Genomic DNA, 21,483 nt, shown 5'->3' with positions numbered 1-21,483 from the left:
CATTCGCTTGCCTGAGTTACAATGCGCGCCACCGTGATTTCTGCCAACAGGTGCGCCATGCAGCCCTATGCTATTGCCCCCTCCATCCTCTCCGCCGATTTCGCCCGTCTGGGCGAGGACGTCGACAAGGTGCTGGCCGCCGGGGCCGACATCGTTCACTTCGATGTGATGGACAACCACTACGTGCCCAACCTGACCATCGGTCCGATGGTTTGCAGCGCACTGCGCAAATACGGTGTGACCGCGCCGATCGATGTGCACCTGATGGTCAGCCCGGTCGACCGCATCATCGGTGACTTCATCGAAGCGGGCGCCACCTACATCACCTTCCACCCTGAAGCGTCCCTGCACATCGACCGCTCCCTGCAGTTGATCCGCGACGGTGGCTGCAAGGCGGGCCTGGTGTTCAACCCGGCCACCAGCCTGGATGCGCTCAAGTATGTGATGGACAAGATCGACATGGTGCTCTTGATGAGCGTCAACCCAGGCTTCGGTGGCCAGAAGTTCATTCCGGGCACCCTCGACAAACTGCGCGAAGCCCGCGCGCTGATCGACGCCAGCGGCCGTGATATCCGCCTGGAGATCGACGGTGGTGTCAACGTCAACAACATCCGCGAAATCGCCGCCGCCGGTGCCGATACCTTCGTGGCCGGCTCGGCGATCTTCAATGCGCCGGACTACCAGGAAGTCATCGCCAAAATGCGCGCCGAACTGGCTCAGGCCCGCCCATGAGTGGCTTCGAGCAGCTGTTCCCGGGGGCGCTGCCGAGGCTGGTGATGTTCGATCTGGATGGCACTCTGATCGATTCTGTCCCCGACCTTGCCGCCGCCGTGGATCGCATGCTGCTCCAGATGGGGCGTCCGCCCGCAGGCCTGGAGGCAGTACGCCACTGGGTCGGCAACGGCGCCCAGGTCCTGGTCCGCCGCGCCCTGGCCGGCGGCCTGGACCACGATGCCGTTGACGACGCCTTGGCCGAGCAGGGCCTGGCCCTGTTCATGGAGGCCTACGGCCAAAGCCATGACCTGACGGTGATCTACCCCGGCGTGCGCGATACCCTGCGCTGGCTGCGCAAGCGCGGCGTGGAAATGGCACTGATCACCAACAAGCCCGAACGCTTCGTCGGGCCATTGCTCGATCAGATGAAGATCGGGCGCTACTTCCGCTGGATCATCGGCGGCGACACGCTGCCTCAGAAAAAGCCCGACCCGGCAGCGCTGTTGTTCGTCATGAAGATGGCCGGTGTGCGCCCCGAACAGGCGTTGTTTGTCGGTGACTCGCGCAGCGATGTGCTGGCGGCCAAGGCGGCAGGCGTCAAGTGTGTAGGCCTGACCTATGGCTACAACCATGGCCGGCCGATCGATGAGGAGTCCCCCAGCCTGGTCATCGACGATCTGCGCGCCCTGCTGCCAGGTTGCTTAGTCCCGGCCACTGGGATAACGTTGGCGGACCTTCAAGCCTCACAAGACAGAGAGTCCACCGTGGCGGTTACCGGCAAATTCTGGATGAAAGTCATCAAGGCCCTGGCCCGCTGGCGCTGGCGCGCCTGACTTCTGCCCGCCGGCGCCTGCCGGCCCGTCCGCTTGCCCGACCCCATTGCTGCTTGCCACGAGGCTACCCATGACCCGCGAAGAATTCCTGCGCCTGGCCGCTGCCGGCTACAACCGCATTCCCCTGGCCTGTGAAACCCTGGCCGACTTCGACACGCCGCTGTCGATCTATCTGAAACTGGCCGACCAACCCAACTCCTACCTGCTCGAGTCTGTGCAGGGCGGTGAGAAGTGGGGCCGATACTCGATGATCGGCCTACCGTCGCGCACCGTGCTGCGCGTGCATGGCTACCACGCCAGCATCCTGCAGGATGGTGTGCAGGTGGAAAGCCATGACGTGCAAGACCCGCTGGCCTTCGTCGAGGCGTTCAAGGATCGCTACAAGGTCGCTGATATCCAGGGCCTGCCGCGCTTCAACGGCGGCTTGGTCGGCTACTTTGGCTATGACTGCGTGCGGTATGTGGAAAAGCGCCTGGGCGCTTGTCCGAATCCTGACCCGCTGGGCGTGCCGGACATCCTGCTGATGGTTTCCGACGCGGTGGTGGTGTTCGACAACCTGGCCGGCAAGATGCACGCGATCGTGCTGGTGGACCCCTCCCAGGAGCAGGCCTATGAGCAAGGCCAGGCGCGACTGCAGGGCCTGCTGGCCAAGTTGCGCGAGCCGATCACCCCGCGCCGCGGCCTGGATCTGAGCGGTCCGCTCGCTGCCGAGCCTGCGTTCCGCTCCAGCTATACCCGCGAGGACTACGAGAACGCGGTCGGACGTATCAAGGAATACATCCTGGCCGGCGACTGCATGCAGGTGGTGCCGTCCCAGCGTATGTCCATCGACTTCAAGGCCGCCCCTATCGACCTGTACCGGGCGCTGCGCTGCTTCAACCCGACGCCTTACATGTACTTCTTCAACTTCGGTGACTTCCATGTGGTGGGCAGTTCGCCGGAAGTACTGGTACGTGTCGAGGACAATCTGGTCACCGTGCGGCCGATCGCCGGCACCCGACCACGCGGCGCTACCGAGGAAGCCGACCGGGCACTGGAAGACGACCTGCTGTCCGACGACAAGGAAATCGCCGAACACTTGATGCTCATCGACCTGGGGCGCAACGATGTGGGCCGGGTATCGTCCACCGGCAGTGTGCGTCTGACCGAGAAGATGGTCATCGAGCGCTATTCCAACGTCATGCACATCGTCTCCAACGTCACTGGCCAGTTGCGTGAGGGCCTGACAGCGATGGACGCCCTGCGCGCGATCCTCCCGGCCGGCACCCTGTCGGGGGCGCCGAAGATCCGTGCCATGGAGATCATCGACGAGCTGGAACCGGTCAAGCGCGGCGTCTACGGCGGGGCCGTGGGCTACCTGGCCTGGAATGGCAACATGGACACCGCTATCGCCATCCGTACTGCAGTGATCAAGGACGGCGAGCTGCATGTGCAGGCGGGCGGTGGCATCGTCGCTGACTCGGTGCCAGCGCTGGAGTGGGAAGAAACCATCAACAAGCGCCGGGCCATGTTCCGCGCTGTGGCCTTGGCGGAGCAGACACCACAAGCCTGATGAACGATGATTGATCGAACGGCGCCGCAATGGCGCCGTTTTTCTTTGGCGTGCCGTCAGCCCCTCGCGCAGGCCGGTTCGCGGGTTCTCCTGTCCCCTTGATGACACCGCAGGTCCTGTAGGAGCGGGTTTACCTGCGAAACAGGCGATGCGATGGTCCGCAGACTGTTCCTTCCATTCAAAAGTCCATGCTCAGTGCCAAGCCGACGCCTTGCTGGGTCACCGCATCGCTCTTGCGCCAGTTGTAGTTGCCCCGCAGGTGCACCCCGGGTACCAGCTCATGGGTCAACCCCAGGCTGGCGCGGGTCAGGTTGCTGTCTGGCGTAAAGCCCGTGAGTGTGAAGTCATGGGCCGGCAGGCTGGCGAGGTTCAGGGTCAGGTCTTGGCGATCGTCTTCGAACTCGTGCTCTCGAGCGACTTCGGCAAACAGCCGGGTACCCGCTGCGAGCTGATAGCCACCCTGCAGGCCAACGCCTAGGCGCCGTGAAGTTCGGTCTTGGTCATTGTAGGCCAGGGCGGTGGAGCGCCCGCTCTTTTCCTCGTAACCATCGACTTTGACTCGGGCGTAGTCGGCGCTGACGAAGGGGGACAGTTGCCAGGCACTCTGCGCGACCGCCAGGTCATAGCCCAGCCGGCCGGTAACCGCCCAGGCCTCGCCATCGGTGTCGCCTTTCTCGCTGCGCTCACCCACGCCGAGCGCAAATGTACGCTTGAGGTCGTGATAGTCCAGATGCCCTGCGGTCAATGCCGCGTCGGCCCACCAGCGGTGCTGGCGATACTGGGCAAAAACCGTGGCGAGGTAGCTGTCGAGCTTGTAGTCCGAGTCGTATTCGCCTGCTTCGAGCTTCTGTCGGTTCACGCCTGCCGCCAAGCCGATACGCCATGCGTCGTCGAGTCGGTAGCTCCCACCCAGGGTCAGGTTGTAACCGCGTCCGTCTGCACTGGCGGCGCCGCGCTGCTCATCGAAGTCCAGGTCTTGAGCGCCAGTGGCGACAAAGGGTTGCCATTGACCGACGGCCTGCCACGGCGTCTGCCATTGGTTGCGTAGCTCATCCTGATGGGCCCTCAGGTTGCCGTGGGCCATTTCCGGCAGCAGAGTCAGCTCCCATGGCGCGGCAAGGATCGAATAGCCGTAGTCGGCGATTAGCTTCTGTCCGGCGATGGTGGGGTGCACCGAATCGTTGAACAGCAACTTGGTGGGATCCGGTGTGGTGCCGTTGGCCCCGTACACCGGGTTCCCCACGCAGCCTTCGCCGCTGTAGCAAGTGCCCACCAGATTTTGCCCGGCGGCCAGCCCGAAGTCGGTAGGGTTCGCCAAGGCTTCCTGGAGCAGGCCTGGAATGTTGAGGGGGATGATCTGCGCGTCGATCCGGCCGAGTTGGCTGAGTAACGACTGATTGAACACCCCGGACAGTTGCGACAGCGGGCCTTGCAATGGCGTGCCACTGTAGTTGGGCGTCTGCCCCAGGTCCGGCAACAGCCAGACCATGATGTAGCGCGCCCCGCCTTGTTGCAGGGCTTGGGCGCTCGCTGCCAGGCGTGCGCCAGCGGCTGCGGCGTCGGTTGGTGTGTTGACCAGGCCTTGGAGAAAGTCGTTGCCGCCTCCGGTCAAGTAGTACAACGCGTTTGGATCGGCGCGCAAACCATTGGCCAGGTAGCCGTCACGCTCGCGCAGCACCGTACCCGCCCCAGGGCGTCCCGGAGGGATGACGGTCCGTGAGGTCTCGGTGATCGAGTCGAGTATTTGTTGTGTGGTATAGCCGCCGACGGCCCAGTTGTTGCCATCGGGCCGGGTGCCGATGGAGGTGGAGGGGTTGAGTTCATCGGATGGAACACCCAGCCGGTTGCCCAGGATCATTGGCGTGACCGGCGCATAGCTGCCATCGGCATTGCGGTTGGTGAAGCGCAGGCCGAACTGCCCGGCATCGCTGAGGCTGTCGCCGAACACGATGAGCGAGGAGTAAGGCGAGGGCGCTGCCATGGCCTGGCTGCAGGAAAGGGCCAGAAGCCCCATCAGAGGACGAAGAAAGCGTGGTTTGCGCATCGCAGAAGGTCCTTTTCTTTATTTTTGTTGGAACAACCTGATTGACCTTAACAAAACTGAGGGAATTCGATCCAAGTGGATTCGTTTCTCCGTATTTACGGGCATATTGCACCCGTCGCCCCGGTAGGCTACTGTGCCGTGACGTATGAGCGAGACCTATCCTGTGTTGATCGTCAGCAAACTCTTGATGCGCGTTATCAAGGCCCACGCCCGTTGGCGTTGGCGCGCCTGACTTTATCTCCCGCCGGCCTGTCCGGCCCGCCCCGTTTGCCTTCCAGTCGCTTCACCCACCGCCCGCTGCGGACAGCCCGCGCTTGCGACCGACATTGGAAGGTTCGAATTCAAAGTCAGTAGATTCAAGAGGTTCAGCCCGATGTTACTGATGATCGACAATTACGACTCCTTTACCTACAACGTCGTCCAGTACCTGGGCGAGCTGGGCGCCGAGGTCAAGGTCATTCGCAATGATGAAATGACCATCGCCCAGATCGAAGCCCTCAACCCTGAGCGGATCGTCGTTTCCCCTGGTCCTTGCACGCCGAGCGAGGCAGGGGTTTCCATCGAGGCTATCCTGCATTTCGCCGGCAAGCTGCCGATCCTCGGCGTCTGCCTGGGGCACCAGTCCATCGGCCAGGCCTTTGGCGGCGACGTGGTCCGTGCTCGCCAAGTGATGCACGGCAAGACCAGCCCGGTTCATCATCGTGACCTGGGTGTTTTCACCGGTCTGAACAATCCACTCACCGTGACTCGCTACCATTCGCTGGTGGTCAAGCGCGAAACCCTGCCCGAATGCCTGGAAGTCACCGCCTGGACGGCCCATGCCGACGGCTCGGTCGACGAGATCATGGGCCTGCGCCACAAGACGCTGAACATCGAAGGGGTGCAGTTCCACCCTGAGTCGATCCTCACTGAGCAGGGCCACGAACTGTTCGCCAACTTCCTCAAGCAGACCGGCGGCCACCGCTAAGGAGCGAGCATGGATATCAAGAGTGCGTTGAGCCGTATCGTCGGCCACCTGGACCTGACCACCGAAGAAATGCGTGCTGTCATGCGCCAGATCATGACGGGCCAATGCAGCGAGGCGCAGATCGGTGCCTTTTTGATGGGCATGCGCATGAAGAGCGAGAGCATCGACGAGATCGTCGGTGCCGTGTCGGTGATGCGTGAGCTGTGCAACAAGGTAGAGCTGCAGACCCTCGACGGCGTGGTCGACATCGTCGGCACCGGCGGTGATGGCGCCAACATTTTCAACGTCTCCACCGCATCGGCCTTTGTCCTGGCGGCGGCGGGCTGCCCGGTGGCCAAGCATGGCAACCGCGCGGTATCCGGAAAGAGTGGCAGCGCCGACCTGTTGGAGGCCGCCGGCATCTACTTGAACCTGACGCCGGTTCAGGTCGCCCGCTGCATCGACAGCCTGGGGATCGGCTTCATGTTCGCCCAGACCCACCACAGTGCCATGAAGCATGCTGCCGGTCCGCGCCGTGATCTGGGGCTGCGTACCCTGTTCAACATGCTGGGCCCGCTTACGAATCCGGCCGGTGTGAAACATCAGGTGGTCGGGGTGTTCACCCAGGCCCTGTGCCGTCCGCTGGCCGAGGTGTTGCAGCGCCTGGGCAGCAAGCATGTGCTAGTGGTGCATTCCAAGGACGGGCTGGACGAATTCAGCCTCGCTGCACCGACCTTCGTGGCAGAGCTGAAGAATGACCAGATCACCGAGTATTGGGTCGAGCCCGAAGACCTCGGCATGAAGAGCCAGAGCCTGCATGGCTTGGCTGTCGAAGGTCCGCAGGCTTCGCTGGAGCTGATCCGCGATGCCCTTGGCCGGCGCAAGACCGAGAATGGCCAGAAGGCCGCCGAAATGATTGTGCTCAACGCTGGCGCGGCGCTCTATGCCGCCGACCATGCCATGAGCCTCAAGAGCGGTGTGGAACTTGCTCATGACGTGCTGCACACCGGCCTTGCCTGGGAGAAGCTCCAGGAGCTGGGTGCCTTTACCGCGGTATTCAAGCAGGAGAACGAAGCATGAGCGTACCGACGGTGCTGGAGAAGATCCTCGCCCGCAAGGTCGAGGAAGTGGCCGAGCGCAGCGCCCGGGTCAGCCTGGCCGAGTTGGAGCGCATGGCCAAGGCGGTCGACGCTCCGCGAGGCTTTGCCAAGGCCTTGCTCGAACAGGCCAAGCGCAAGCAGCCGGCGGTGATCGCCGAGATCAAGAAGGCCTCGCCCAGTAAGGGTGTGATCCGTGAGCACTTCGTACCGGCCGACATCGCCGTCAGCTACGAAAAGGGCGGGGCCACCTGCCTGTCGGTACTGACCGACGTGGATTATTTTCAGGGCGGCGATGCTTACCTGCAGCAGGCCCGCGCGGCGTGCAAGCTGCCGGTGATCCGCAAGGACTTCCTCATCGATCCTTACCAAGTGGTCGAGGCCCGTGCCTTGGGTGCCGATTGCGTCTTGCTGATCGTTGCCGCTTTGGACGACGTACGCATGGCTGAGCTGGCGGCCACCGCCAAGTCTGTCGGGCTCGATGTCCTGGTGGAAGTGCATGATGGCGATGAGCTGGAGCGTGCGTTGAACACCCTTGATACTCCGCTGGTCGGTGTCAACAACCGCAACCTGCACACCTTCGAGGTGAGCCTGGAGACCACGCTGGACCTATTGCCGTGCATTCCACGGGATCGTCTCGCCATCACCGAGAGCGGCATCCTCAACCGCGCCGACGTGGAGCTGATGGAAATCAACGAGGTCTACTCGTTCCTGGTCGGTGAGGCGTTCATGCGCGCTGAGCAGCCGGGCCTGGAGCTGCAACGACTGTTCTTCCCCGAGCGTGCGGTGAAAACCGTGGTTCAGGAATTGGACTGATCGATTCGAAGCCGGCGTTTGCCGGCTTTTTTGTATGCCTGTTCTGGCCTTTTCGTAGGCTCACTCGCGAAAGGGCCTATGCAAACGACATCTTTAGGTGGATCAATGACCGACCAACCCCTGGCGCTGACCGTCGAACAAGGCCTGCATGCTGAGCAGGAGCTGCTGGCCGAAGTGTGCCGCGGCGAGCGTGATGCCGGCGTGCTGTTCTGGCGCCCCACTGATCATGCCTTGGTGATGCCGCGACGCATGAGTCGTCTTGAGCATTTCGAGACGGCTTGCGCCGAGTTGGCCATTGCCGGCTGGCCTGTGTTGCTGCGCGAGACAGGCGGTGAGCCAGTGCCGCAGTCGCATTCCACGGTGAACGTGGCGTTGGTCTACGTCGCCCCGCGCAGCGAAGGGGATCATGGGCGCATCGAGAATGCCTATGAGCGTCTATGTCTGCCGCTGTGTGATGTACTGCGCGATTGGGGTGGCGTGGCTTCGGTGGGCGAGATCGACGGCGCTTTCTGTGACGGTCGATACAACGTCAATCTCAATGGCCGCAAGCTGGTCGGCACTGCCCAGCGCTGGCGCCAGGGTTTGGGTGGCAAGCGTGCCGTCGTGCTGGTGCATGGCGCGTTGCTGCTGGACAACGAGCGAGAGTCGATGGTCGCGGCGGTCAACCGCTTCAATGAATGCTGTGATCTGGAGCAGCGTTGCCGAGCAGACAGCCACATCGCCCTGCATGAAGTGGTGCCCGAGGCGCCATGGTTCGAGCGCCTGAGCCAGGCCTACAACGAGACAATCGCGGCGATCCCTCGCGACTAGCGGGTGCCGTGGACCACCATGGTCTTGCCCTTGACCTGGACCAGGCTGCGTTCCTCTAGGTCCTTGAGCACGCGCCCGACCATCTCCCGTGAGCAGCCGACGATCCGCCCGATCTCCTGACGGGTGATCTTGATCTGCATGCCGTCCGGGTGGGTCATGGCGTCGGGCTGCTTGCACAGATCGAGCAGGCAGCGGGCAACGCGACCCGTGACATCGAAGAAAGCCAGATCACCCACCTTGCGCGTGGTGTTGCGCAGGCGTTGGGCCATCTGGCTGCCCAGGGCGTAAAGAATGTCCGGGTCCTGGCGTGCCAGTTCACGGAACTTGTCGTAGCTGATTTCAGCCACTTCGCACTCGGTCTTGGCTCGGACCCAGGCGCTGCGCTGCTGTTCTTGCCCTGCGGACTCGAACAGACCCAGTTCACCGAAGAAGTCCCCGCTATTGAGGTAGGCGATGATCATTTCATGGCCATCGTCATCCTCGATCAAGATGGTCACCGAGCCGTTGATGATGAAGGACAACGTTTCCGCCCGGTCCCCGGCGCAAATGATGTTGCTCTTGGCGATATAGCGGCGGCGCTGACAGTGGGCTAGCAGCTTGTCGATGTTCTTGATCTTGGCGGGTAGGGCGGAGGCAACCATCACGAAGTCCTGTTCGAGGCGAGGCAATGCAGTTTTTATAGGACGCAGGCGTCGAGCGCCAGTCATTTGGCGTCAGCTTATCAGACACGGCCGCTTGCAATGGTAATAAAGCCGCGCGTGTTGCGCTTTTCCGAGAGCGCCACAAGGACTAAGCTGACGACCTTTTCTCAAGCATCTTGGAGTCCAGATACATGAAGGCACGCATCCAGTGGGCCGGTGAAGCGATGTTCCTCGGCGAGTCGGGGAGCGGCCATGTCGTGGTCATGGATGGCCCGCCCGAGGCAGGTGGTCGGAACCTGGGCGTGCGCCCCATGGAAATGCTGCTGCTCGGCCTGGGCGGCTGCAGCAGCTTCGATGTGGTGAGCATCCTCAAGAAGTCCCGCCAGGCCGTGGAGAGCTGTGAAGCCTTCCTGGAGGCCGAGCGCGCCAGCGAAGACCCCAAGGTGTTCACCAAGATCCACCTGAACTTCGTGGTCAAGGGCCGCGGGCTGAAGGAGGCACAGGTCAAGCGCGCGGTAGAGCTGTCGGCGGAAAAATACTGCTCGGCCTCGATCATGCTTGATCGTGCCGGTGTGGAAATCACCCACGGCTACGAGATCGTCGAGCTGGGTTGAGTGGCCGCTCGGGGGCTGCTCTGCGGCCCACGGCGTCGACTCTGCGGGCTGGCATAGCCCCCGATGGGCCGTGCCACAGCCCGGGACTCGTTCAGTTACGAAGCGCAGGCAACGCGTGCTGCAACCATTCTGGCAGGCGTGCCCGCAGCGACTGGCTCAGCTGCTCGCGCTTTTTTTGATACAGCAAGCCCAGCCCGATCACGCCCAGGCCGATCAAGGTCAGTACCAGCGGGAAGAGCAGCGAGTCGGCGAACACGTCGTAGGAGAGGTAGCCCAGATAGGCAGCCACGCCCATGGAACCAAAGACCATGAACACCGGACGGCGCAACAGCACCGCCAAGCCCATCAGGCAAAGGTTGATCACGCAGTACAGCGCCTTGCCCAGCTCGCTGCCGCTGTCCATCAGCGTCAAGCCACCCCAGAATGCCGCCAGTCCCGCCAGATAGCCCCAGCCTGCATAGTCCCGACGGGTTCGCCCATCGATCACGATAAACACTGCCAGTAGCGCCAGGCCGAACCACAGCGAGACCGTGCGGCGTTGTTCCCAGCTAAACGGCGAGCCGAAAACCCATTCACTCAGATCCATGGACATGAACCACAGGGCCACGGCCATCGGCATCACGATGAAGGGGAAGGGGATCAGCCGCAGCATCAGCAGCCCTGCCACCACCGTGGCAGTCTCCATTAGTACCCAGCCGCCCTGCACATAGGTGTAGTACTGGTGATAGTCACTCTGGATGTCGTCCAGAGGCCACCAGCCAACAAGGCGCTCGATGGCGAACACAGCCAAGGGCACGATGCTCACCGCGACCGCTGCCAGCACGCCGGCGGCGATGGGCTGCTCCCGGCGTTGCAGCTTCAGGGAGATCAGTGTCAGCAGGATGATGTAGAGCGAGGTGACGGCCAGCAGCGCCGAATCGCCGATGCTCATCCAGGCTTCTGTGAGCAGCCAGCCCATGGCGCCCATGATCAGCAATGCGCCGAAGTAGAACGCCACATGGGCAAGCTGGAAAGTGCTGCGGGTTTGCGGTTGCTGGCGCAGGAAGGCCAGTAGGGCCTGGTCCTGTCCCGGTTGGAGAATGCCGGCGCCCACGGCGCGAGCCAGATCCTTGGCGTCGAAACGTTCCGTCATATTCGTGCCCTTCAGATCCGGTAGGTGCTCTTGGTCATCACCTTGGCCATCAGGCTCATGCCGAAGCGTACAGGGGCCGGGAAGCGGTAGCCGCCGGCTTCGAGCGCGGACTCCGCGTGCTGTTCTTCATCGACACGCATTTGTTCGAGGATAGCCCGGGATTTTTCGTCTTCCTGGGGCAGTTGCTCAAGGTGCTCGTCCAGGTGTTTGCACACCTGGTGCTCGGTCGCCGCGACGAAGCCCAGACTGACCTTGTCGCTGACCAGCCCGGCAAGTGCGCCGATGCCAAAGGACATGCCGTAGAACAGTGGATTGAGCACGCTCGGGTGACTGCCCAGCTGGCGGATGCGTTGTTCGCACCAGGCCAGGTGGTCGACTTCTTCCTCGGCGGCATGCTCCATGGCCTTGCGCACTTGCGGCAGCTTGGCGGTCAGGGCCTGGCCCTGGTAGAGCGCCTGTGCGCAAACCTCGCCGGTATGGTTGATACGCATGAGGCCGGCGATATGGCGCGTTTGGCTTTCATCCAGTTCGGCATCGGGTTGGACGATGGCCGGGGATGGCCGGGCAGGTTGGCCGCTGAAGGGCAGCAAGGTGCGCATGGCGGTATCGGCCTGCAGCAACAAGCGGTCGAGCGGCGAGTAGTGACGTTCGGTAGCCATCGGGCACCTCCGCTAGAGTGTGCCCGACAGTTTACCGCAATCGGGAAGGGGGCGGTTGCCCTGGATCAGCCCGGCGGCCAGTGCATCTGACGCTGGCCGAGCACGTGCATGTGGATGTGATAGACCGTCTGGCCGCCCTGCTCATTGCAGTTCATGACCACGCGGAAGCCATCCTCGCAGCCGAGCTCCTTGGCCAGACGCTGGGCTGTGAACAGGATATGACCGGCCAGGCCTTTATCTTCTTCGGTCAGGTCGTTGAGGGTGCGGATGTGCTTTTTCGGGATGACCAAAAAATGCACGGGTGCCTGCGGGGCGATATCGTGGAAGGCCAGAACCTGGTCGTCCTCGTAGATGATCTTCGCCGGGATCTCCCGGTTGATGATCTTGGTGAAGAGAGTCTCCACAGCTCGTACTCCATGGTGAGTGTCCGGGCCGAGTGTACCCAGCGCGACGACGCTCGCCCAGTGGCTATTCGACGCCGATCGGGCAGTAGCGTCGATGGATGATGCCTGCCAGCTTGCGTGTGAGCCAACGCGGCATGAGGCGGGGGAGAAGCGCCAGCCAGCGATTGCGCCGCCCGGGCATGATCAGTGCGCGATTCTTGTCCAGCGCCCGCACGGTATAGAGCGCCACTTCCTCTGGGCTCAGGCAGCGTGAGCTGTTGTCCAGGCGAGGAATACGTCGACGCGAGGAGCGTATCGGTCCGGGGCATAGGACGGAGACTTTGATCCCGGCGCGCTTGAGTTCTTCGCGAAGCGCCTCGGAAAAGCTCACCACATAAGCCTTGCTGGCCGCATAGGTGGCCATCCATGGGCCGGGCGCGGCACTGGCCAGGGCTGCAATGTTGAGGATCTGCCCGCCGCCGTGCAACGCCATCAGGTTGCCAATGGCATGACACAGGCGGCTCAGGGCAAGGACGTTGACTTCAAGCAGATCCTGTTCGTCGGCCCATTCATGGGCAAGGAACGGCCCGTAGGTCCGCTGGCCAGCGCAGTTGACGAGCAGGTCGATGTGTCGCTCGCCTTCTTCGAGCTCCAGCACGAAGCCAGACAGGCGCAGGGGTTGGCTCAGGTCACAGGCCCGGAACAGCACTTCGACGCCAAAGCGCTGGGTCAGCTCGATGGCGACCGGCTCCAGGGTCTCGCGGTGGCGGGCTACGAGGATCAGGTTGCGCCCGCGCCGTGCCAGGGCTTCCGCCAGGGCAAGCCCTAGGCCGCTGGAAGCACCGGTGATCATGGCGTAACGGGTCATGCAAGGCTCCTGGGGCCGAAAACGGGCGCCTAGTGTACAGCGTGCCTGCGGAAGGTGTTGCCTTTTGCTACCCGCTTGACCTGGCGCCTGAGAGGCGCCTGCCAGCGTGCGTTCCCTCGGGCTCAGAACGGCTTGACCACCACCAAAATCACGATGCCCAACAGGAACAGCACGGGCACTTCATTGAACCAGCGGTAGAACACATGCCCGCGCGTATTGGTGCCAGCGGCGAAGCGCTTACGCTGGGCGCCGCACATGTGGTGGTAGACAGTCAGCAGAGCCACCAGGGTGAGCTTGGCATGTAGCCAGCCCTGGCTCAGCCAGCCGGGAGTGAGGTAGAGCATCCAGGCGCCGAAGACGTAGGTGGCGATCATTGCCGGGTTCATGATGCCTCGGTACAGCTTGCGCTCCATGGTGACGAAGCGGTCCTGGCTGAGGCTGTCCTGGCTTTGGGCGTGGTAGACGAACAAGCGCGGGAGGTAGAACAGCCCGGCGAACCAGCAGACCACGCTGACGATATGCAGGGCCTTGATCCATAGATAAAGCATGGAGGAGTTCCTTCAGGATTCACGGTCGTCAGATAGTAGCGGTCAAGCGTCCAATGGGGTATCCGAAGAGTTGTTACAGAGGCCCTAGGCCCCTATTATCGTGCGCTTTCCAGTGGGCTCGTTGATAAGGGGCAAGCGTTATGATCAAGGTCGGTATCGTCGGCGGCACGGGTTACACCGGTGTCGAACTGTTGCGTCTGCTGGCGCAGCACCCACAGGCTGAGGTCGCGGTCATTACGTCGCGCTCCGAGGCGGGCGTTGCGGTCGCCGACATGTATCCGAACCTGCGTGGTCATTATGATGGGCTGGCCTTCAGCGTGCCGGACAGCAAGACCTTGGGCGCCTGTGACGTGGTGTTCTTCGCCACGCCCCATGGTGTAGCTCATGCCCTGGCTGGCGAACTGCTGGCTGCTGGCACCAAGGTCATCGACCTCTCTGCCGACTTCCGACTCCAGGATGCTGTGGAGTGGGGCAAATGGTACGGCCAGCCTCACGGCGCCCCTGAGCTGCTGAAGGATGCGGTGTATGGCCTGCCGGAGGTCAACCGCGAGAAGATTCGCCAGGCGCGTCTGATCGCAGTGCCCGGCTGCTACCCGACCGCCACCCAGTTGGGTTTCCTGCCGCTGCTCGAGGCCGGCTTGGCTGATCCATCGCGGCTGATCGCTGACTGCAAGTCCGGCGTGAGCGGCGCCGGTCGTGGCGCTGCCGTGGGTTCGCTGTTCTGCGAGGCCGGCGAAAGCATGAAAGCCTATGCAGTCAAAGGCCATCGTCATCTGCCGGAGATCAGCCAGGGCCTGCGCCTGGCCGCTGGCAAGGATGTCGGGCTGACTTTCGTGCCACACCTGACCCCGATGATCCGTGGCATTCACGCCACCCTTTACGCGACCGTCGCTGACACCGCTGTCGATCTGCAGGCGCTGTTCGAGAAGCGCTATGCCGATGAGCCGTTCGTCGACGTGATGCCCGCTGGCAGCCATCCCGAGACCCGCAGCGTACGTGGTGCCAACGTCTGCCGTATCGCCGTGCATCGTCCGCAAGGGGGCGATCTGGTGGTGGTGCTGTCGGTCATCGACAACCTGGTCAAGGGTGCTTCCGGCCAGGCGGTACAGAACCTGAACATCCTGTTCGGCCTGGACGAGCGCATGGGGCTTTCCCATGCGGGTCTGCTGCCGTAAGCGGTGGTTGCACGATAAGGCCCGCCTTCGAGCGGGCCTTTTCATTTGGCGCGACTAAAGCCGCACAATTCTTGACCAATTTTCTCGGAGAAGCGGATAATGCGCGTCATCGAGTTTTATGGCGGCACTGCGCCGGGAGAGTCAACATGAGCGTCGAAACCTTCACCCCCACGGCTTTGGAGTTCACCCCAGGTGCTGCGCACAAGGTGAAGTCCCTGGTCACCGAGGAAGGCAATGATCGCCTGAAGCTGCGTGTGTTCGTGACCGGCGGCGGTTGCTCGGGTTTCCAGTACGGCTTCACCTTCGATGAAGAAGTGGCCGAGGACGACACCATTGTCGAGCGCGAAGGCGTATCCCTGGTGGTGGACCCGATGAGTTTCCAGTACCTCGCAGGCGCCGAGGTGGACTATCAAGAAGGTTTGGAAGGTTCGCGCTTCGTGATCAAGAACCCCAACGCCACGACTACTTGCGGCTGCGGTTCCTCGTTCTCGATCTGAGGTCGCCCCTGCAGCGAAAACGCCGCGCAGTTGCGCGGCGTTTTGCATTCCGCGGGATCATCAGGCCGGGTAGATCGCCCCGAGAACGCGCAGGCCCCGGGCGGCGGTCACGCTGGGGCGGTTGGCTGGAATGTGCTCGAGGCAGCAATGAGCCAGCCAGGCGAAGGCCATGCCCTCGACCCAGTCCGGGTCCACCCCATGGGCGGCTGTGCTGCTGACCTGGGCTGAAGGCAACAGCGCCGCCAGGCGATCCATCAATGCTCCATTACGAGCGCCGCCGCCACAGACCAGCAGGGCCTCGGTACCCGATTGGGCGCCAAGCAACGAGTCGATGATGCTACGGGCGGTCAGCTCCAGCAGAGTGGCCTGTACGTCTTCGTCTCGATAGGCCGGCAGGCGCGCCAGGTGAGCATCCAGCCAGGGGAGGTTGAACACTTCTCGACCGGTGCTCTTGGGGCCGCTGCCGGCAAAGAAGGGGTCGGCCAGAAGCTTGGCCAGTAACGTATCGATGACGTGACCGCAGGCCGCCCAGGCGCCGTTGGCGTCATAGGTCTGGCCGCGCTTGCGTTCGATCCAGGCGTCCAGCAGTACGTTGCCTGGGCCGCAGTCGAAACCGCGGACAGGGTTGTTTTGCTCGATCAGGCTGAGGTTGCTGAACCCGCCGACGTTCAGAATGGCCACACGTTGGCCCAAATGACTGAACAGTGCTTCATGGAATGCAGGGACCAACGGGGCACCCTGGCCACCCGCGGCCACGTCGCGCCGACGGAAGTCACCTACCACGCAAATGCCGGTCTGCTCGGCCAGGAGCGCGGGGTTGCCGATCTGTACGGTGAACCCCCGAGCCGGCTCATGGCGGATGGTTTGGCCGTGGCTGCCGATTGCGCGGATGGCGCTGGCGTCCAGGCGCTGGCTGGCCAGGAGTTGGCGTACACCTTCCGCGGCCAGGCTAGCCCAACGGTTCTCCGCCAGTGCGGCACGGGCGATCTCGTCAGGACCGCTGGCGCACAGAGCGAGCAGTTCCTGGCGTAGGTCAGACGGCATGGGGGTGTAGTGAGTGGCGAGCAGACGGGTCTGCTCGCTTTGTTCGATCAGTGCGATGTCCAGACCATCGAGGCTGGTTCCGGACATCACACCCAGATAAAGCGCCATGGATCAGCGCTTGTTGGCGGCGAGCAGGGTGGCCTTTTCCTGATCCATACGGGCGATCAGGGGTTGGCTCTGCTGCAGGAAGCGCTGGCGCTCGGAGCGGGCGATCGGGTCGGCCATGGGGACTTTCTGGCTCAACGGGTCGACGTGCACGCCATTGACCTGGAACTCATAGTGCAGGTGTGGGCCGGTAGACAGGCCGGTGGTGCCGATGTAGCCGATCACCTGGCCCTGTTTGACCGAGCTACCGGTTTTGACACCCTTGGCGAAGCCCTGCATGTGACCGTAGAGCGTCTTGTAGGAGTTGCCGTGGGCAATGATCACGGTATTGCCGTAACCGCCGCGACGGCCTGCCAGGAGTACCTTGCCATCACCGGCGGCCTTGATTGGCGTACCTCGGGGGGCTGCGTAGTCCACACCTTTATGGGCGCGGATCTTGTTGAGAATCGGATGCTTGCGACCGGCAGAGAAGCGCGAGCTGATGCGGGCGTAGTCCACCGGGGTACGGATGAATGCCTTGCGCAGGCTGTTGCCATCGGCGGTGTAGTAGCTGGTGTTGCCCTGCTTGTTGGTGTAGCGCACTGCGGTGTAGGTCTTGCCGCGGTTGGTGAAGCGCGCGGACAGGATATTGCCGGTGCCGACGACCTTGCCGTCAATGACCTTCTGTTCGTAGACCACGTCGAATTCGTCGCCAGGGCGGATGTCTTGGGCGAAATCGATGTCGTAGCCAAGGACGCGAGCCATGTCCATGGTCATGCTGTGGGACAGGCCGGCGCGCTTGGCGGAGGCCGACAGCGAACTCTTGATCACGCCATGGGCATACGCGGTGCGCACCACCGGCTTGCTGATCTCCCGGTTGAAGCTGTAGCCCTTGGCGGTCTTGGTCAGGCGAATGGTTTCGAGGTTGCTGACCTTGCTGTGCAGGCTGGCCAACTGGCCATCCTTGTCAAGTTCGAACTGCAATACCTGGCCATGCTTGAGTTGGCTGAACTGCTTAGCTTGCTTTCCGCTGGCCAGGACATCATGGACCACATTGGCTGGCAAGCCGACCTTGGCGAACAGTGTCGAGAGGGTGTCTCCGCGCGCAACCGCGACTTCACGATGGCCGGGCAGCTTGGCCTCGGCGGTTTCCTTGTCTTTTTCCTCTGCGGCTGGCGCTTGCTGCTCAGCCTGCTTGGTTGCAGGTTCGGCCTCTTCGACCTGGGCAAAAGGGGAACCTTGATCGTTCTCGGCTTGAACCAGTGGGGCGGCCTTGGACTCGTCCTTCAACTGCTCGGCCGGGGTTTCCAGCTCCAGGTTGAGGGTGGTCTTCTTGGCTTCGACTTCGCTGGAGGGAAATACCAGCAAAGCCAGGCTGAGCAAGGCGGCGATGCCGCTGGCGGCCAACAAATGGCTTTTCGGATAAAGCGGGGGCGCTTTAGGCGTCTCGTTGGTCATAGGTGAAGTGACTTTGAAAAAGGTGAAATGGAAAAGATGAATGACATGATGAAGATGAAATAACTGTATAAAATATAACCAAATCCAGTTTCGCGCAAGGGCGCGTAGACGCCGCAAAGCGTCATCTGGGTCACATTCCATTGCGAAACTTGTAATTGATGGCCGATCTTGTATGGTTGGCTCCCCTTGAATCTGAGCCTTGCGGGTCTGTCTATGAAGTCGGTTGAAGAGCAGCTGGCGCTTATCAAGCGCGGTGCGGAAGAGGTATTGGTCGAGTCGGAACTGGTGGAGAAGCTCAAGCGCGGCCAGCCCCTGCGTATCAAGGCGGGCTTCGACCCGACTGCGCCGGACCTGCACCTCGGTCACACTGTGCTGATCAACAAGCTGCGCCAGTTCCAGGATCTTGGTCATCAGGTCATTTTCCTGATCGGTGACTTCACCGGCATGATCGGTGATCCGAGTGGCAAGAGTGCCACTCGTCCGCCGTTGACTCGTGAGCAGGTTCTGGATAACGCCGAGACCTATAAACAGCAGGTGTTCAAGATCCTTGATCCGGCCAAGACCGAAGTCGCGTTCAACTCCACGTGGATGGACAAGCTGACGCCGGCCGACTTCATTCGTCTGGCTTCTCAATACACCGTTGCGCGCATGCTCGAGCGCGATGACTTCGACAAGCGCTATAGCAGCAACCAACCGATCGCGATCCATGAGTTCCTGTATCCGTTGGTGCAGGGGTATGACTCGGTTGCGCTCAAGGCAGATGTCGAGCTCGGCGGTACCGATCAGAAGTTCAATCTGCTGATGGGGCGCGAGCTGCAGCGTGCCTATGGCCAGGAGGCGCAGAACATCGTCACCATGCCGCTGCTCGAAGGACTCGATGGCGTGAAGAAGATGTCCAAATCCCTGGGCAACTATGTCGGCATCCAGGAAGCCCCGGGCGTTATGTACAGCAAGCTGGTCTCGATTCCGGATACCTTGATGTGGCGCTATTTCGAACTGCTGAGCTTCCGCTCCATGGAAGAGATCAACCAGTTCCGCTCCGACGTGGAGAAGGGTGCCAATCCGCGCGATATCAAGATCAAGCTGGCTGAAGAGATCGTGGCGCGCTTCCATGGTGACGAGGCCGCGGCTAATGCGCACCGTGCTGCGGGTAATCGCATGAAGGATGGCGAGTTGCCGGAGGATCTGTCTGAGGTCGAAGTGGTCGCCCTGGAAGACATGCCGATCGCGGCAGTATTGAACAAGGCTGGCTTGGTGAAGAATTCCGCCGCCGCTCGTGACCTGCTCAATGCTGGTGGTGTGAAGGTGGATGGCGCGGTAGTCGACCGTGGCTTCGTCTTCGCTATCGGTGCGACCCATGTTTGTCAGGCGGGTAAGAAGGCATTTGCACGTATTACCCTGAAAGCAGAGTAATGGTGTCTTCCAGTTATCTGGAGGAGGCTATATAGAAGCGGGGAGGCCGTCAGGCCTCCCCGCTTTGCTTTTCAGCGGTATTAAAGTTTTTTGAAAATAAGTGTTGACGGGGTTTCGAATCCCCTTATAATGCGCCCCACTTCCGACGCAGTCGAAACGCAAAACTCCTTGAGAATCAACGAGTTGAACGCTTCAGATAGTATCGGAAGGGCTTCGGTCTTCTGATCGGCAGCGGTGAAAAAGGCAGTTGACAGCAGGTTTTAACGCTGTATGATTCGCCTCCCGCTACGAGAGATCGCAGCGAGTTAAGCGGTTGAAGTTGAACGGGGTTCTCGAAAAAACTTCAAAATAAACGCTTGACAGACTTAGAGGAAAGCGTAAAATGCGCGGCCTCGGTTGAGCAAAGCGCTTAACCAAATCGCTCTTTAACAATCGAATCAAGCAATTCGTGTGGGTGCTTGTGAGTACGGACTGATAGTCGCCAAGATTATCAGCATCACAAGTGGCCATGCGAGAAATCACATAGTCATTTGAGATTGCTGAGCCAAGTTTAGGGTTTCTTAAAAACCCAAGCAGTATTGAACTGAAGAGTTTGATCATGGCTCAGATTGAACGCTGGCGGCAGGCCTAACACATGCAAGTCGAGCGGATGACGGGAGCTTGCTCCTTGATTCAGCGGCGGACGGGTGAGTAATGCCTAGGAATCTGCCTGGTAGTGGGGGGCAACGTTCCGAAAGGGGCGCTAATACCGCATACGTCCTACGGGAGAAAGTGGGGGATCTTCGGACCTCACGCTATCAGATGAGCCTAGGTCGGATTAGCTAGTTGGTGAGGTAAAGGCTCACCAAGGCGACGATCCGTAACTGGTCTGAGAGGATGATCAGTCACACTGGAACTGAGACACGGTCCAGACTCCTACGGGAGGCAGCAGTGGGGAATATTGGACAATGGGCGAAAGCCTGATCCAGCCATGCCGCGTGTGTGAAGAAGGTCTTCGGATTGTAAAGCACTTTAAGTTGGGAGGAAGGGCAGTAAGTTAATACCTTGCTGTTTTGACGTTACCGACAGAATAAGCACCGGCTAACTCTGTGCCAGCAGCCGCGGTAATACAGAGGGTGCAAGCGTTAATCGGAATTACTGGGCGTAAAGCGCGCGTAGGTGGTTCGTTAAGTTGGATGTGAAAGCCCCGGGCTCAACCTGGGAACTGCATCCAAAACTGGCGAGCTAGAGTATGGTAGAGGGTGGTGGAATTTCCTGTGTAGCGGTGAAATGCGTAGATATAGGAAGGAACACCAGTGGCGAAGGCGACCACCTGGACTGATACTGACACTGAGGTGCGAAAGCGTGGGGAGCAAACAGGATTAGATACCCTGGTAGTCCACGCCGTAAACGATGTCAACTAGCCGTTGGAATCCTTGAGATTTTAGTGGCGCAGCTAACGCATTAAGTTGACCGCCTGGGGAGTACGGCCGCAAGGTTAAAACTCAAATGAATTGACGGGGGCCCGCACAAGCGGTGGAGCATGTGGTTTAATTCGAAGCAACGCGAAGAACCTTACCAGGCCTTGACATGCAGAGAACTTTCCAGAGATGGATTGGTGCCTTCGGGAACTCTGACACAGGTGCTGCATGGCTGTCGTCAGCTCGTGTCGTGAGATGTTGGGTTAAGTCCCGTAACGAGCGCAACCCTTGTCCTTAGTTACCAGCACGTTATGGTGGGCACTCTAAGGAGACTGCCGGTGACAAACCGGAGGAAGGTGGGGATGACGTCAAGTCATCATGGCCCTTACGGCCTGGGCTACACACGTGCTACAATGGTCGGTACAGAGGGTTGCCAAGCCGCGAGGTGGAGCTAATCTCACAAAACCGATCGTAGTCCGGATCGCAGTCTGCAACTCGACTGCGTGAAGTCGGAATCGCTAGTAATCGCGAATCAGAATGTCGCGGTGAATACGTTCCCGGGCCTTGTACACACCGCCCGTCACACCATGGGAGTGGGTTGCACCAGAAGTAGCTAGTCTAACCTTCGGGAGGACGGTTACCACGGTGTGATTCATGACTGGGGTGAAGTCGTAACAAGGTAGCCGTAGGGGAACCTGCGGCTGGATCACCTCCTTAATCGAAGACATCAGCCTGCTGATGAGCTCCCACACGAA

At 61.2% G+C, this 21,483-nt stretch carries 20 protein-coding genes and 1 rRNA gene; 12 read left to right on the top strand and 9 right to left on the bottom strand.

Annotated elements, in window-relative coordinates:
* Positions 1-57: 57 nt before the first annotated feature.
* The 3 genes from rpe (at position 58) to trpE (ending at position 3,099) form a co-directional block, all read left to right on the top strand.
* Entirely contained in the window at positions 58-732 is a 675-nt protein-coding gene (rpe, locus tag IEC33019_RS24605) for a ribulose-phosphate 3-epimerase (RefSeq protein WP_070090744.1), read from the top strand.
* Positions 729-1,547 (top strand): phosphoglycolate phosphatase, encoded by an 819-nt coding sequence (locus tag IEC33019_RS24600; RefSeq protein ID WP_070090641.1) that lies wholly within the window; start codon positions 729-731, stop codon positions 1,545-1,547. The genes rpe and IEC33019_RS24600 overlap by 4 nt, the downstream gene beginning before the upstream one ends.
* A 70-nt stretch (positions 1,548-1,617) precedes the next feature.
* Positions 1,618-3,099, top strand: coding sequence for an anthranilate synthase component I (trpE, locus tag IEC33019_RS24595; RefSeq protein ID WP_099593978.1), 1,482 nt, complete (start codon positions 1,618-1,620; stop codon positions 3,097-3,099).
* A 178-nt stretch (positions 3,100-3,277) separates the two neighbouring features.
* Here trpE and estP read toward each other — a convergent pair whose 3' ends face one another.
* Entirely contained in the window at positions 3,278-5,143 is a 1,866-nt protein-coding gene (gene estP, locus IEC33019_RS24590) for an esterase EstP (RefSeq protein ID WP_070090639.1), read from the bottom strand.
* Between the two features lie 373 nt (positions 5,144-5,516).
* Between estP and IEC33019_RS24585 the strand changes: the two genes are divergently transcribed.
* The 4 genes from IEC33019_RS24585 (at position 5,517) to IEC33019_RS24570 (ending at position 8,812) form a co-directional block, all read left to right on the top strand.
* Positions 5,517-6,110 carry an aminodeoxychorismate/anthranilate synthase component II gene (locus IEC33019_RS24585; protein ID WP_070090638.1) on the top strand — a complete coding sequence of 198 codons (594 nt, stop codon included), beginning with the start codon at positions 5,517-5,519 and terminating at the stop codon, positions 6,108-6,110.
* A gap of 9 nt (positions 6,111-6,119) precedes the next feature.
* The gene (gene trpD, locus IEC33019_RS24580) at positions 6,120-7,169 is read left to right on the top strand and encodes an anthranilate phosphoribosyltransferase (RefSeq protein ID WP_070090637.1); all 1,050 of its coding nucleotides are present in this window, start codon (positions 6,120-6,122) and stop codon (positions 7,167-7,169) included.
* On the top strand, positions 7,166-8,002 hold the full coding sequence (gene trpC, locus IEC33019_RS24575) for an indole-3-glycerol phosphate synthase TrpC (RefSeq protein WP_070090636.1): 837 nt from the start codon (positions 7,166-7,168) through the stop codon (positions 8,000-8,002). The genes trpD and trpC overlap by 4 nt, the downstream gene beginning before the upstream one ends.
* 105 nt (positions 8,003-8,107) lie before the next feature.
* Positions 8,108-8,812, top strand: coding sequence for a lipoate--protein ligase family protein (locus tag IEC33019_RS24570; RefSeq protein ID WP_070090635.1), 705 nt, complete (start codon positions 8,108-8,110; stop codon positions 8,810-8,812).
* Here IEC33019_RS24570 and crp read toward each other — a convergent pair.
* Complete coding sequence (gene crp / locus IEC33019_RS24565; protein ID WP_070090634.1) at positions 8,809-9,453, bottom strand: cAMP-activated global transcriptional regulator CRP; 645 nt, start codon at positions 9,451-9,453, stop codon at positions 8,809-8,811. The two genes, IEC33019_RS24570 and crp, sit on opposite strands and share 4 nt — an antisense overlap.
* Positions 9,454-9,644: 191 nt before the next feature.
* Here crp and IEC33019_RS24560 point away from each other — a divergent pair, with 191 nt between their 5' ends.
* Complete coding sequence (locus IEC33019_RS24560) at positions 9,645-10,067, top strand: OsmC family protein (RefSeq protein ID WP_028689009.1); 423 nt, start codon at positions 9,645-9,647, stop codon at positions 10,065-10,067.
* Positions 10,068-10,158: 91 nt separating this feature from the next.
* Here IEC33019_RS24560 and IEC33019_RS24555 read toward each other — a convergent pair whose 3' ends face one another.
* The 5 genes from IEC33019_RS24555 to hemJ form a co-directional block, all read right to left on the bottom strand.
* A complete protein-coding gene (locus IEC33019_RS24555) occupies positions 10,159-11,199 on the bottom strand; it encodes a DUF2157 domain-containing protein (protein ID WP_099593976.1) in 1,041 nt (346 codons plus the stop codon).
* Positions 11,200-11,210: 11 nt separating this feature from the next.
* Positions 11,211-11,858 (bottom strand): 2-polyprenyl-3-methyl-6-methoxy-1,4-benzoquinone monooxygenase, encoded by a 648-nt coding sequence (gene coq7, locus IEC33019_RS24550; protein WP_070090632.1) that lies wholly within the window; start codon positions 11,856-11,858, stop codon positions 11,211-11,213.
* A gap of 65 nt (positions 11,859-11,923) precedes the next feature.
* Positions 11,924-12,262, bottom strand: a complete 339-nt coding sequence (locus IEC33019_RS24545; protein WP_070090631.1) for a histidine triad nucleotide-binding protein — start codon at positions 12,260-12,262, stop codon at positions 11,924-11,926.
* A gap of 64 nt (positions 12,263-12,326) precedes the next feature.
* Positions 12,327-13,109: an SDR family NAD(P)-dependent oxidoreductase gene (locus tag IEC33019_RS24540; RefSeq protein WP_070090630.1), complete on the bottom strand. Its 783-nt coding sequence runs from the start codon at positions 13,107-13,109 to the stop codon at positions 12,327-12,329.
* Positions 13,110-13,231: 122 nt separating this feature from the next.
* Positions 13,232-13,657: a protoporphyrinogen oxidase HemJ gene (gene hemJ, locus IEC33019_RS24535; protein WP_070090629.1), complete on the bottom strand. Its 426-nt coding sequence runs from the start codon at positions 13,655-13,657 to the stop codon at positions 13,232-13,234.
* Between the two features lie 140 nt (positions 13,658-13,797).
* Between hemJ and argC the strand changes: the two genes are divergently transcribed.
* Together argC and erpA are read left to right on the top strand one after the other, a co-directional pair.
* Complete coding sequence (gene argC, locus IEC33019_RS24530; protein WP_070090628.1) at positions 13,798-14,832, top strand: N-acetyl-gamma-glutamyl-phosphate reductase; 1,035 nt, start codon at positions 13,798-13,800, stop codon at positions 14,830-14,832.
* Between the two features lie 146 nt (positions 14,833-14,978).
* A complete protein-coding gene (erpA, locus tag IEC33019_RS24525; RefSeq protein ID WP_070090627.1) occupies positions 14,979-15,329 on the top strand; it encodes an iron-sulfur cluster insertion protein ErpA in 351 nt (116 codons plus the stop codon).
* A 60-nt stretch (positions 15,330-15,389) separates the two neighbouring features.
* Here erpA and IEC33019_RS24520 read toward each other — a convergent pair whose 3' ends face one another.
* Positions 15,390-16,481 carry an anhydro-N-acetylmuramic acid kinase gene (locus IEC33019_RS24520; RefSeq protein WP_070090626.1) on the bottom strand — a complete coding sequence of 364 codons (1,092 nt, stop codon included), beginning with the start codon at positions 16,479-16,481 and terminating at the stop codon, positions 15,390-15,392.
* A 3-nt stretch (positions 16,482-16,484) separates the two neighbouring features.
* Positions 16,485-17,915 (bottom strand): peptidoglycan DD-metalloendopeptidase family protein, encoded by a 1,431-nt coding sequence (locus IEC33019_RS24515; RefSeq protein ID WP_070090625.1) that lies wholly within the window; start codon positions 17,913-17,915, stop codon positions 16,485-16,487.
* A 213-nt stretch (positions 17,916-18,128) separates the two neighbouring features.
* On the opposite strand from IEC33019_RS24515, the gene tyrS reads away from it, so the two are divergent.
* Positions 18,129-19,328 (top strand): tyrosine--tRNA ligase, encoded by a 1,200-nt coding sequence (gene tyrS, locus IEC33019_RS24510; protein ID WP_070090624.1) that lies wholly within the window; start codon positions 18,129-18,131, stop codon positions 19,326-19,328.
* 580 nt (positions 19,329-19,908) lie between these two features.
* A 16S ribosomal RNA gene (locus tag IEC33019_RS24505) occupies positions 19,909-21,445 on the top strand.
* The last annotated feature ends 38 nt before the right edge of the window (positions 21,446-21,483 follow it).

The sequence above is a fragment of the Pseudomonas putida genome (genome assembly GCF_002741075.1).
Classification (GTDB): domain Bacteria; phylum Pseudomonadota; class Gammaproteobacteria; order Pseudomonadales; family Pseudomonadaceae; genus Aquipseudomonas; species Aquipseudomonas putida_T.
This window is presented reverse-complemented; position numbering and strand designations above follow the sequence as displayed.